This window comes from Phyllobacterium sp. LjRoot231, from assembly GCF_964253365.1.
In the GTDB taxonomy this organism is placed as follows: domain Bacteria; phylum Pseudomonadota; class Alphaproteobacteria; order Rhizobiales; family Rhizobiaceae; genus Phyllobacterium.
On the sequence record NZ_CAXUQT020000001.1, the window covers coordinates 2,921,434 to 2,934,207 of the forward strand.

Consider the following 12,774-nt stretch of genomic DNA (forward strand, 5'->3'; position numbering starts at 1 on the left):
CCAACCGCCTGAAAGTCCGGCTCGGCCAACGAGTGCGCCGTGCGGCGGCTCGCGGAGCTGATCTCACGTGCGGCGTGGCTGTATGCATTCGATGATGACAAACATGATGGTAACGATCAGCAGCACGATCACCGCTGCGGCTGCGAGGGTTGGGTTCACTTGCAGCGTAATATCATCCCACATTTGCTTTGGAAGGGTCGTCTTCAGGCCGCCACCCAGAAAGATCGCGACAGTGAGTTCCTGGAAAGATTGCAGGAAGCCGGTGACAAATCCGACGACAACACCGCTCCGTACCAGAGGAAGCGTAACACGGCGCACCACTTGGAGCCGATTAGCCCCGAGCGTCGAAGCGACCTGATCCAATCGCCAGTCATGACCCTTGAAGGTAGCCAAAAGAATAACGAACACGATTGGCATGGCAATAACTGTGTGGCCAATGACGATCGAGATGTCCGTAGCGATCAGTTGCAACTGCGCGAACAAATAAAAGAGCGAAATTGCGATCACGATGGGCGGGACCACCATCGGCGCCATGAAAAGCAGAAAGGCCAAGCCGGCAAGTCTACTGTTGGATTTGGCAAGCGCGAACGCTGCAAAAGAGGCGATAACCAGCGTCAGGGCTGCTGCGACGATGCCGATCGCGAACGACCGTAGCGTCGCTGACACCCAGAGCGGCGAGGCCGCGTAGGCCTCGAACCAGCGGATGCCAAGACCTTCTGGCGGAAAAGACAGGAATGAGCCTTCCGTGAAAGCCATGGGGATAAAGGCGACAATCGGAAAGAGCAGGATGACGATAAGCAGCGTACAATAGGCGGAGAGCACCTTCCTTGCTGGTAGTCCCCGTATATTCCGGCCATATAGTTCACCGACCCTAGAGAAGAACCCACCGAGTCTCCTGGTCAACGCGATGCCGAAAAGTCTCAATTTGCCATCGGCCGATCCGGCAGTGTGTCCACCGGACATCGTTGAAAGACCAAAGATACGATCGTAAAGAAAAATGGTGAGAAGCGCAGCGGCAATAAGCACGACCGCCAGTGCGCTTCCAAGCTGCCAGTTCTGCAACTGCTGGATCTGCGTGATGATCAGCTGGCTTATCATCGTTTCCTGCCGGCCGCCAACCAGGGCCGGCGTGATGAAGAAGCCGAGGGCGGAGATGAACACCAGCAGACCGGCCGTGGCAACGCCACGCATGCACAGAGGCAGGTAGATTTGCCAGAATGCCTGTGGCGCGCTGGCACCAAGCGTCATGGCTGCCATAGTCAGGCGCTTGTCGACGGTATTCATTACCGGCAACATGGTGACTACGGTCAATGGCAGCATCGTATGAATCATGGCGAAGAGAACGGTAGTGCGGCTGAAGAGCAGATCATCGCCGCCAGGCACACCGAGTTTCGATATGACCAGCGCAACGACACCATTGCGGCCCAGCAGAACCAGCCATGAGAAATTCAGGACCAGCGGACTTGTCCAAAAGGGAAGCAGGACGAACATCAGCGCAATCCGCTGGCGGCGCGCCGGCTGCTGCGAAAGCCAGTAGGCAAGGGGATATCCCAAGAGCAGGCAGAGCACGGTCACTTGGAAGGCGATCATGAACGTCGTCCCGAGGACGCGGGAATAAACCTTCGAACCGAAAAGCTTCACATAGGCCGATACTCCAAAGTCGCCGGTTGCTCTCTCAACGAAGCTGATAGACATCATCTGCAAGGTGGGAAGAAGGAAAAATGCGAGCAGAAAGACAATGCCGGGTACCACCAGCCAGAATGCACTGCCTCTCCACGACGTATGATTTGACGCTGGGGCCGCTATCGCGAGGTCTGTCATTTCTTGTTCACTCACTTTTCGGACCTGGTGCCGGGCGGTAACTCATGCCGCCCGGCCGGCGGCATGTCGATTGGCGCCGCGGGAATAGTGGGTCCGGATCTTCCGGCCCCACTATTCGCGGGGGATTATTGCAGGAGGAATTCCTGCATCTTTTCAGCCATCGCGTCGTAATTCTTGCCCCACCAAGCGGTGTTCATTTCGAAGAGTCCCTTGATGTTGTCGGGTGCAGTCGGCAAAACCGCGGCCCGCTCTGCAGAGAGGAAGTTGAAGGCTTTGCTGTTGGAGGGCCCATTGGCAACTATGGTGGAATACGCGGCTTGATGTTCTGGTTTCATGCAGAATTTTACAAATTGCTGCGCCAGTGCGAGACGAGGTGTGCCCTCCGGGATAGACCAGCCGTCGACGCTATAGCAGCCTTGGAAGAGAATTTTCAGCGGTGCGCCACCGGCAATAGCCGCATAGGCACGTGCAGACCAGGTGTCGGACATGTCAACTTCGCCGTTCTGGAGGATCTGCGTATTCTGGGCACCGCTTGTCCACCAGACATTCACATGTTCGCGGATCTTTTCAAGCGAGGCAAATGCGCGGTCCACATCGATCGGATAGATATCTGCGGGCTTGACGCCATCAGCAAGCAGCGCAACTTCAAGAAGACCCCAAGGGTCCTTGTAGAGCGCACGACGGCCGGCGAATTTTTCGACATCCCAGAAATCCGCCCAGCTCTGTAAGTCCTTGCCGCCGAATTTATCCGTGCGATAGGCCATCGCGATAGCGAAGACCGAAAACCCAAGCCAGTTGGATGTCAGCATGCCCGGAAGGATATCCTTGCCGTCGGCTTCGGGGATGCCGAGCGGCGCGAGATAATTCTTTTCGTTCGTCAGCCGAACGACGTGGTCAGGCGTCACCATCGACACGTCCCATATGTAGGACTTTGTATCAACCAGCAGCTTGAATTGGGTGACCGGGTCCGGATCGTGGGCAACCCCCACCACCTTGATGCCGGTCTCCTTCTCAAAGGGCTCATAGAAAGCTTTCTTGATGGCCTCCCCAGGCGCCCCGCCGACATCAGATACAGTGATCTGCTCCGCCGCGAAGGCACCGCGGGTGAAGATTGCGGGCATGGCGAGAGCGCCAGCAGCAACACCTGCTGTCTTCAGTACGTTGCGCCGTGTTGTCTTGATCGTTTTTGACATGAAGCTATTCCCCTTTTCTTGTGGTCTATTGATTGTGTCGTTGATTGTTCGCTCAAGCATCCGGCGGCGGTCCAGACTGGCCGGTAGGCGTCGCTAGCTCTTGAGATATTGCGATTGTTGCGGTTCCCAATTCAGGCCGACTTCGCTTCCAAGTGGAAGTAACTGCTGACCGGCCTGCCGCCGAACGGTGAAGACAGCGCCGCTACGAAGCGCAATCAGGACCCGGGTCTCAGATCCCGCATAGATCGATTCCGTGACACAACCGGAGAGAAAGCCGTTGCCCGCCGCTGCGAGGCTCATCTGTTCCGGACGAATGATGAGAGCGCCACGTTCACCGTTGCTTGCCCGGCAGCCCGGCGGTAGAGGCAGGATCCCATCGGCATTGACCAGAGTCATACCCTCAACATGCCCGCGCAAGAGATTGGTGATCCCGATGAACTCTGCAGCAAATGTGCTGGCCGGCCGCTCGTAGATCTCCTCAGACGTGCCGAGCTGCTCGATCCGGCCGCCATTCATCAGGCAGATGCGGTCCGAAAGCGCGAGCGCCTCTTCCTGGTCGTGTGTCACGAACACGATCGTTGATTTCGTCTCGCGGTGGATCCGCTTGATCTCGATCTGCATGGTTTCGCGTAACTTGCGATCGAGAGCGGACAGCGACTCGTCCATCAAAATGATTGAGGGTTCATAAACCAGACATCGAGCCAGGGCGACGCGTTGCTGCTGGCCACCGGACAGTTCAAGCGGGAACCGCTTTTCGAACTCAGTGAGACCGACCATAGCGAGTGCATTCTGCACCTTGGTCCGGATGAGTGTGGTATCAAGTTTCCGCATTTGCAGCGGAAATGCGACGTTTTCCTGCACCGTCAGATGCGGAAAGAGCGCATAGTTTTGGAACACCACGCCGATATCTCGCTTGTTAGCGGTTGTTTCGGTGTGATCCTTGCCATCGATTATAAGGCGTCCATTCGTCGGCTCAACAAGACCGCAAATGAGCTGGAGAAGGGTGGTCTTTCCCGAACCTGACGGGCCAAGCAGGGTCAGCAACTCCCCCGATCGGATCTTCAATTCGATTGGGTGCAGCGCCACAGAGGTGCCATAGCTTTTGGATAGGCCCTGAGCATGCAATTTGATTTCTGCACCTGATTTCCCGGTAACAGAAGATGTAGCGATAATGTTGCCAGGCATGTGCATTATCTTATCCTTCTCCGGACCGCATTACTTGCATGTGACACCCTCTCATCTGGCTTCGCGCCGATCTGAGAACCATCGCTACGTTCAGTAAGCCCCTTGTGTTGCCCTTAGTAAATTATCAAATTCGAGCCCAATGGTTAGATCATGCCTAATCATAAGGCGGCGACCATAAATTGAGCAATTCGGCGGACGGGCGCTGTTCATTTGCATCAAAGTCGCCCAATTTACCGCCCAAACACGGTGTGCACGAATATGCAAGCAAGCGTCATGCCAGCCCTCGGGGCGCCTCAAGTCATTAAAGAAAGCTGCTCTTCATCAGGATGATGGAACTGCTTTATTGCGAAAATGGCTGGATAAGGACGGTTATAACGACTGCAGTCCTTCATTCGTCGCCCGGCACACCATAGCTGGGTGCTGCCGTTGGATCGATCGCCCGCCGGACGTAATCTTCAAGCTGCGGCTTGTAGAGTACCCAAAGTGCGGAGAGTTCTTCGATCGGACATCCGTCCGTCCAGTCAACGCGTAGATCTGCAACGGGCCAAGCCACGTCCCGGACCAGATAGAGACCCGCGGAATGAACTGGTCCTGCTTCGCCTCCTGCGGTGAGCCCGGCAGCCATTGCGACAAGCAGGCGGTCACCAAGATGTCCCGATGACGCCTGAAGTGCCTCCAGCATCCTTTGGGGGACGAGCTCGGAAGCAAGAAGATTGCCGGCGGCAACTGCATTCTCTCCCTCGACGGCGGCGTGAACACCAAGCGTCCGCTCGCCGGAAAAGACTGCCGTTTCCCCGTGGCGATCGACGATTGCGAGCTGGCGCCATTCTGCCGTCGGATAGTCGGAGAGCAAATCGGCCAGCGCTTCGCGAGCTGATAACCCGCGTTCCATCAGTGCAAGCCCTTTCTGCCCGAGGGCCGGATCCGTTACATTCTGGCTTGCCACAACGCCGATGCCGGCCTTCGCATGGGCACAACGCGCGGCAACGGCCGGCGAAGACGACGATATCGCAATTCCTAACATTCCACTTTGGGGACATCTCGCGGCAATCGAGAAAGTCATCGCTGGACCTCGTCGGGAATAACGGCGATCGCGTCGATCTCGACGACCCATTCAGGCCGCGCAAGGGCGGACACAACGATACCGGTCGAGACTGGAAAGACGCCTTTAAGCCATCTGCCGACGACTCGGTAGACCGCCTCGCGGTAACGAGGATCGATAATGTAGATCGTGATCTTGGTGATATGCTCGAGTTTCGAGCCCGCTTCATCCAGCAGCATCTTGATGTTGGCCATCGCCTGTTCGGCCTGTCCGGCGGCATCACCGATCGCAACACTTTCGGAAGTATCGAGATTTTGTCCGATCTGACCCCTCACGAATACCATGGTTCCGCGCGCCACCACCGTTTGGCACAAATCATTGTCGAGCTGCTGTTCGGGATAGGTATCCTTGGTATTGAACGAACGGATTCTCTTGTGGACGACCATAGGGGCTTTCCTAAACACGATGATTTGCTGTTACGGGAGATCCGCCTTCGGGCAGACGTCCAAGGGTGCCATACGCTCGATTGGAGTAGATGAGTGGTGAGCCGCTTTCTGCAGCCTCGACATCCATGACCTCGCCGATGAAAACGAAATGCGTACCAACCTGCTGGCAGCTCTGAAGCCGGCAATCAAAGGTGACCAAAGCATCTTCTATCCGTGGTTGGCCGTTGTTGCTGATTTTCCAGCGCGTGCTGGCAAATTTGTCACCGTTGGGGAGTGCCACGCGTCCGGCAAAGCTGTCGGAAATCTTTGCCTGTCCGTCTCTGAGGACGTTGACGCAGAAATGACCGTTCTCAATGATGGCAGGTGCCGCCGAAACCTTGTGATGCATGCAAATCAAAAGCGTCGGGCGCTCGCCATCCGCCGACACCGACGACATGGATGATACGGTTGCACCGAATCGACCTGCCGCTCCATCCGTGGTGACGATATTGACGGTGCAGGCCGTCAGGGTCATACCGTTGAGAAATGCGCTGCGGATGTCCAGAGCAGCTAACGACGCGTTTTCCATGATTGAGCTCCTGAAGATAGGGTCGAAATCGAAAGGTTATTCCGCCGCTGTACGGACGGCAGCATCCTTGCTGAACCACTGGCTGACTGCTTTGTCTCCGGAGGCGTGGTCAGTCTTGCCAAGGACTCTGTCCGACAGGCCTGCCGCCTTCCTGACGAAATCGAGCGGGCCGTCCCAATCGAAATTGCGGTGAACGGCTGCAAGATGTGCGAAAGGCGGGGATTGGGCAAACAGCTGGAATGTCAGGCGATGGCCGGCATAATCGGAATTCAGCATGTCGCGCGCAAAAGCAAGCAGCCTGCGGCGGTCGTCCGCTACCCAGTTCTCATTCACTGAATAGAATTTGTTGAGCCATGGTGCGGTTTCCGGTGCATCGAACGACGCCTTGTCCGGCGTGACGCAAATCTGGCCGCCGCACAATTCGCGTGTGATGTGCATCATCTCATGGAGCTGAGAGCAGGCAAGAACGCGGCCCGTGTAGAGCAGCGACTGGTTCGGCATCATCAGGCCACCAGGGCTGCGCTCGGGAAGTGATATTGCTGCCGTCAGGTGCGCGTTGATCCCTTCGCGGTAGACGGCAAGCGTGGACAGCTTTTCCTGAACGGCCTGCTGCTTATCGAGTCCCGTCTGACGCGCATTGAATAGAGCGGCGCCGATCATCATGTCCGCGAGCTTGAGATTTCGCTGAACGAAGGCAAAAGCCGAATAGCGATGTAGTGTCGCGCGGATGAAAGCTGCGGCCTTGGTGTGTCGATAGAAGAGCACGTTCTCCCACGGGATCAGCACATCATCGAAAATAACCAGCGTGTCGACTTCGTCAAACTTGTTGGAGAGCGGATAGTCGTCGGCGGGCGCGCGTCCTGCAAATCCGGTGCGGCAAATATACTTGAGACCGGGCGAGCCAAGTTCGCAAATAAAACCGACCGCATAATCCGAATAGGCGGCGTTGCCCCAATTGGCGATTGTCGGCTTGGTAAAAGCCTGATTGGCATAGGCAGCAGCCGTTTCATATTTCGCGCCACGAACGATGATCCCCGCATCGACCTCCTTGACGACGTGCAAGAGCATGTCGGGGTCTTGCTCCTGCGGCGGCTTCGAACGATCGCCCTTTGGGTCGGTATTTGCTGACACGTGAAAAGGGTCGGCCCTGAGTACCTTGGCGATGTGGGTCCGGATATTGGCGGAGAACTGAGGGTCCACCTCATTGAGCAGATCCTGACCATCGAACAGTGACCACATTTCGCCAACCGTCTCGTCGCCGACGCGCGTGACGATACCGCCGATATCTTCGAGAACAGTGTCGGTTGCGCGCCGCTTGTCCCACCAATCGCCCTGCGTCAGCGGCAGCTTGTTGGCAACCGCATTCCATTCGCCATCTTCCTCATAGGCCATTACATGACGGGTCTGCTCGTCATGCTGCATGTCATAGATCCGGGCCCGGATATCGACCAGCGGTTTGAACATCGGATGGGACGTCACATCCTTGACGCGCTCACCATTCACGTAGACCTCGCGTCCATCCTGAATAGATGCCTTATATTCCTCACCGGTTCTGATCATCTCGTATCCTTGGTCATGTTCGTCGCTTCGCTCCGAAGCAATTGCCAGGACTATTGCGGTTCTTGCCGGCCTTGGAAAATAATAGTTTCCGGGCCTTTGGTTAGTTGATTCCAATTCAGTGCATGCGGTCGCCACCGTCTTCCAACCGGCAAACACAAAACAACGCTCCGCGACGCTGCAGCAGTCGCGGAGCGGACATGGATGTATTGGGTTGATAGCTCAGTCCCTGTAGGAAGGGTCTTCGCTGTCGAGAATTAGTTTCATTTCCTCAAAATGGGCGATCGAGAAATCAGCAATACCTTCCCAATCCTGAGCAGTTCTTTCCGCGATATCGTCGTCCAGAACGTTGAGAGGCTGGCCCGTCGAATATGCCTGAACAAGGATCTGACAGGCGCGTTCGATCGTGTACATGTCGTCAAACGCTTCACCGACCGTGTTTGCAACGACCATAACCCCGTGATTGCCCATCATCAGCCGGGACCGGTTGCCCAACAAACCAGCGATGCGCGCGCCCTCAGCCTCGGTATCCGCCATGCCGCCATACATCGTGTCGACGGCCATCCGGTTAAAGTAGCGGGCAGTGTTCTGGTCGATCGGCTTGATCTCTGGATCCTTGAGGGACGCAATCGTTGTCGTGAAAGGCGGGTGCAGGTGCATCGCAACGCGCGCCTGTGGCATCAATCGATGGAGCTGGCCATGAATTGACCAGGCGGTCGGATCGATGTCGGATCTGGATTTGGCATCCGCGTCGTCAGCGTCGAGCAGGAGCAAATCGCTTGCCTTGATTCTCGAGAAATGACGCCATTTGGGGTTCAGCAGGAATTTCTTGCCGTCGCCTGAAACGGCTGCACTGAAATGATTGGCCACCGCTTCATGCAGGCCAAGCTTGGCGACAATCCGAAACAATGCGGCCAGATCGATCCGGAGCTGCTGTTCGTCTGGTGTTCTTACAATCTGGTCCATGTCGTTCCCCTTCTCGGCTCAGTCCTGCAGAACTACATCAGGTCCGTCCGGTCTTTGTAAAATATGAAAATCAAGAGCTCTGCTTAGTTCAACCCTAAGGAAACAGGGTCGAGCATACGAGGCGGTCGAATGTTCTCTTGTGCAGTGTCGTCAGGTTTCGCAGAGACTTGCGATCAGGCGATCCATCATGGCATCGCATTTTGCAAGCTGTTCGAGCGTGATGAATTCGTTTGGGATATGCCCTTGAGCCATTGAGCCTGGACCCAGGACAACAGTCGGAATTTCAAGCAACGATGCATAAAGTCCAGCCTCAGTTCCGAAGGAAACCTTGGCGGTCGCACCGGTTTCAGCAAGCCGAGTCACCGAGGAGAGCACGGGATCGGTTTCTTGAACAAGGAGACCAGGATAAGAATTCAGAACTTCGATTTCGATATGCGCCGCGGGAAACGACGGGCGCATGATATCTGCTGTGGCTTGGGCATCATCTCGCAATTGATCAAGGATCCGGCCCGGATCATCCTGCGCGACATTGCGTATCTCGAAATCCACAAAAGCCTTGTCGGCCACGATGTTGAGTGTTTTGCCGCCGCCAATTACCCCGGCATGGATGGTCGTATAGGGGATATCATAGTCGCTGTCCCGCGCGCCCGAATCTTCAAGGTCCCGCTGTCGAGCACGCATTTTTCCGATAAAATCACAAGCCAGATGAATAGCATTGAGGTAGTTCGGTGCCATTGACGAATGACCACTCGCACCTTGGCAATGGGCGCGTGCGCTCACCTTCCCCTTATGGCCCGTGACGATCTGCATCGACGTCGGTTCGCCCACGATGCACAGGGCGGCCTTGAAGTTCCTGGCCGCAAGGTCTTCAAGCAAAGGTCGGATACCGACGCAACCAATCTCCTCGTCATAAGAAAAAGCGAGATGAAGTGGCCGGGAAAGCGACGCCTGGCTCACCCTTGCCGCTGAAGCAAGCGCAGCAGCGAGGAAACCTTTCATATCTGTCGTTCCCCGCCCGACCACACGGTCATTGTCCTGAACCAGGGCAAACGGGTTCGTCGACCAATCCTGTCCGGCCACTGGAACCACGTCCGTGTGGCCTGACAGGATGATGCCATTTCCCGTGTTTGGACCAATCGTTGCAAATAGGCTTGCCTTTCTGCCAGTCTCATCCGCAAGCAAGCGACACTCGAAGCCACACCCGGTCAAATATGATCGAATAAAGTTGATAAGGGGTAGGTTTGTGTCGGCGCTGACCGTCGGGAACGCGACGAGCCGATCTAGAATTTCCAGTGTTTGCACGATTTTCCTGTGGGATCGGACCATGAATAGGGCGGTGGAAGATTATCTCATCCGCCATGTCGCTCCGAAATTAGAAAATACCGAGATTGGACTTAGCAAAAAACTTGGCACCCTATTTTGTTATCTTGCGGCGCCCCATCACCGGCGCCACCATCCCAGGTATGTAGGCGTCGGAGATGAAGGATTGGCAGTGCCGCTCGAACATTTCCACGAGACGGGATTTTCTGCTTTGCTTTAGTGAGACGACTCCGACCACCATCGGCTTGTGATCGCCCGAGAGAGGCACACGCACAACACGCCGTCCGTCCATGGCCATGTCTGAACGGGGGCGGACATTCACCAGCGTGTAGCCGTAACCATTGGCAACCATAGTGCGGATGACGTCCTGATGCGGTGAGCGCGTGGTGATCATTGGTTTGAGGCCGAGGGCCGTAAACAAATCAAGGAAATATTCCCGGCTTATCGGAAGATCCAACAGAATCAGCGGTTCGTTGACCAGTTCGTTCAGGCTGATCGAGGAATGGCGGGCGAGGGGACTTGCCTCCCCGACAAGAACATGCGGTGGCAGGCTGGCAAGCGGCAGGAAATCGAAGCCGTCGGGTACCGAGAGGTTGTAAGTGATGGCCGTATCGAGCTCGACACGCTCCAATTTTTCCAGCAATTCTTCATGATTGCTTACGGTCTGAGCGATCTTTGTAGCGGGAAAGGCAGCCGTGAAGGAATGAGACAGCTCCGGCATGATCATCGATGCGAGCGTCACGAGACAGCCAAGCGACAATTGTCCACGGATCTTGTCATTCACCTCGGAGGCCAGCGTGTACATATACTCGGCCTGCTGTACGAGAAGCTTTGCTTCGACAAGAAGGGCGCGCCCGGCAGGCGTCAGTGACAGGCCTTTGGCGTGATGCCGTACGAAGAGCTGCGTTTCAAGCTCCTGCTCGAGATGGGTGATCGCGGTCGAAATCGATGGCTGGGATATGCTGAGTCGTTCGGAAGCCAAAGTGATACTTCCGGTTTCAGCTGTGGCGATAAAATATTCGATCTGTCTGATAGTGTAACGCATATTTTCCTGAGGTTACCCGAGCCAAATAAAAACCTGTCAATACGATGTTACGCCGGAAGCCCTTCACCTCAGGTTCCTTATAAAGGATGAAGCAAGACCTGTAGCATGTTGCGGTGCAACAATAGAACGGTTAAGCACATCTGGTAAGGCGCACAATGATCCTATAGGGAAGACATCCCCAATATGTTCGTCGTCCGGATTATGGCTGGCTCAGGCGCGGCGCGCGGAGAAAGTGCGGTCCGCTACGTAGCGATTTCCCGGACGTTGCAGTCCGAGATTTTCCCGGAGGGTTTTTCCGGAATATTCCGTGCGAAAAAGTCCGCGGCGCTGAAGTTCGGGAATGACCTTCTGAGTGAAATCGGTCAAACTCTCCGGCAGGACGGGGAACGCTGCCATGAAACCATCGCTTGCGCCCGATCCCACCCAATGCTCCATCTGATCGGCAACCTGTCTGCCCGTACCATAAAAGATGGCCTTGCTGCGGTTGTAACGCTTGCACACCTGACGCAGTGTCAATCCTTGTTGGATCAGCCCGACGATCTCCTCGAAATAGACCTGATGGAAATTGGAGGATTTGGGAACGCGATTTTCCGGTACAGGCTCGTCCAGAGGCAGATCGGAGAGATCGGTTTCGAGGTCCGTTTTCATGTACATCAGGTTGACTTCTATCGGCACGAGCTCCTGCCATTCGGCCCATTTTTCGCGCGCCTGCTCTTCGCTGTCGCCAACAACAATTGAGACGCCCGATAATATTTTGAGTTCATCCGAATGGCGGCCGAATTTTGCCATGCGTCCCTTTAGGTCGGTGTAAAAAGAAGTTGCCTCTTCAATGTTGGCACCCGTACCAAACACTACCTCGGCGGTTTCGGCAGCTAATTCCTTACCGGCAGCCGAAGCACCCGCTTGAAATATCACTGGTCTGCCCTGTGGGGTGCGCGCCATATTGAGAGCACCATAGACCTTGAAGAACTCGCCTTCATGGTCAAGCACGTGGAACTTAGACGGATCGAACATCCGGGCATTTTTCTTGTCATAGATGAAGGCGTCATCTTCCCAAGTATCCCACAGCGCCTGCACGATCTGGAAAGATTCGCGCGCCTTCTCGTAACGTTTGGCATGAGGCGGAAGACGGTCGAGGCCGAAATTGCGTGCGGCATAGTCGTTGGCGCTGGTAACTACATTCCAGGCTGCCCGGCCGTGACTGATGTGATCCAAGGAAGCGAACAGCCGGGCGATATTGTATGGCTCATAGAAGCTCGTCGATGCCGTCGCGCCAAGTCCGATATGAGATGTAGAGCCGGCTATGGCAGATAGAAGCGTGATCGGTTCCATCATGTTCATATAAAGGGGGGAACGGCTCCAAAAATCCAGATCATCGGTTCGGGCTGCAGGTGTGTCTGCCAGAAAAAAGAAGTCCATCTTGCCGCGCTCGGCGGTCTGGACCACCTTGCGGAAATAATCGATATCGGTAGCGGCGTTATCCTGCGCTCCTGCTGTCAGCCAAGCCGCCGAATGATAGCCATTTGCTTCGAACAAGCCTCCAAGCACCATCTGTGTCTTACCAGTCATATCTTGGCTCCGCTTATCGTCTGCTCAGATCCAGGTTGCGCCTTTGCCCCCAATGTTATGAC

General features: G+C 55.6%; 11 protein-coding genes. All 11 read right to left on the reverse strand.

The window, feature by feature from the left end:
• Positions 1 to 63: 63 nt before the first annotated feature.
• On the reverse strand, positions 64 to 1,836 hold the full coding sequence (locus ACSQ3H_RS14445) for an ABC transporter permease subunit (protein ID WP_436117682.1): 1,773 nt from the start codon (positions 1,834 to 1,836) through the stop codon (positions 64 to 66).
• Positions 1,837 to 1,946: 110 nt separating this feature from the next.
• A complete protein-coding gene (locus ACSQ3H_RS14450; protein WP_436117683.1) occupies positions 1,947 to 3,014 on the reverse strand; it encodes an ABC transporter substrate-binding protein in 1,068 nt (355 codons plus the stop codon).
• A gap of 93 nt (positions 3,015 to 3,107) precedes the next feature.
• Positions 3,108 to 4,205, reverse strand: coding sequence for an ABC transporter ATP-binding protein (locus ACSQ3H_RS14455; protein WP_436117684.1), 1,098 nt, complete (start codon positions 4,203 to 4,205; stop codon positions 3,108 to 3,110).
• Positions 4,206 to 4,587: 382 nt separating this feature from the next.
• Positions 4,588 to 5,262, reverse strand: a complete 675-nt coding sequence (locus tag ACSQ3H_RS14460) for a DUF1028 domain-containing protein (RefSeq protein WP_436117685.1) — start codon at positions 5,260 to 5,262, stop codon at positions 4,588 to 4,590.
• Positions 5,259 to 5,687 (reverse strand): RidA family protein, encoded by a 429-nt coding sequence (locus ACSQ3H_RS14465; protein WP_436117686.1) that lies wholly within the window; start codon positions 5,685 to 5,687, stop codon positions 5,259 to 5,261. Before ACSQ3H_RS14465 ends, ACSQ3H_RS14460 begins: the two co-directional genes overlap by 4 nt.
• 10 nt (positions 5,688 to 5,697) lie before the next feature.
• Positions 5,698 to 6,255, reverse strand: a complete 558-nt coding sequence (locus ACSQ3H_RS14470) for a flavin reductase family protein (protein ID WP_436117687.1) — start codon at positions 6,253 to 6,255, stop codon at positions 5,698 to 5,700.
• Positions 6,256 to 6,291: 36 nt separating this feature from the next.
• Positions 6,292 to 7,815 (reverse strand): 4-hydroxyphenylacetate 3-hydroxylase family protein, encoded by a 1,524-nt coding sequence (locus ACSQ3H_RS14475; protein ID WP_436117688.1) that lies wholly within the window; start codon positions 7,813 to 7,815, stop codon positions 6,292 to 6,294.
• Positions 7,816 to 8,034: 219 nt separating this feature from the next.
• Positions 8,035 to 8,778 (reverse strand): class II aldolase and adducin N-terminal domain-containing protein, encoded by a 744-nt coding sequence (locus tag ACSQ3H_RS14480; RefSeq protein WP_436117689.1) that lies wholly within the window; start codon positions 8,776 to 8,778, stop codon positions 8,035 to 8,037.
• A gap of 150 nt (positions 8,779 to 8,928) precedes the next feature.
• Positions 8,929 to 10,104 (reverse strand): acetylornithine deacetylase, encoded by a 1,176-nt coding sequence (gene argE / locus ACSQ3H_RS14485; protein ID WP_436117690.1) that lies wholly within the window; start codon positions 10,102 to 10,104, stop codon positions 8,929 to 8,931.
• A gap of 88 nt (positions 10,105 to 10,192) precedes the next feature.
• The gene (locus tag ACSQ3H_RS14490; RefSeq protein WP_436117691.1) at positions 10,193 to 11,143 is read right to left on the reverse strand and encodes a LysR family transcriptional regulator; all 951 of its coding nucleotides are present in this window, start codon (positions 11,141 to 11,143) and stop codon (positions 10,193 to 10,195) included.
• Positions 11,144 to 11,353: 210 nt separating this feature from the next.
• Positions 11,354 to 12,712 carry an LLM class flavin-dependent oxidoreductase gene (locus tag ACSQ3H_RS14495; RefSeq protein WP_436117692.1) on the reverse strand — a complete coding sequence of 453 codons (1,359 nt, stop codon included), beginning with the start codon at positions 12,710 to 12,712 and terminating at the stop codon, positions 11,354 to 11,356.
• Positions 12,713 to 12,774 lie beyond the last annotated feature (62 nt).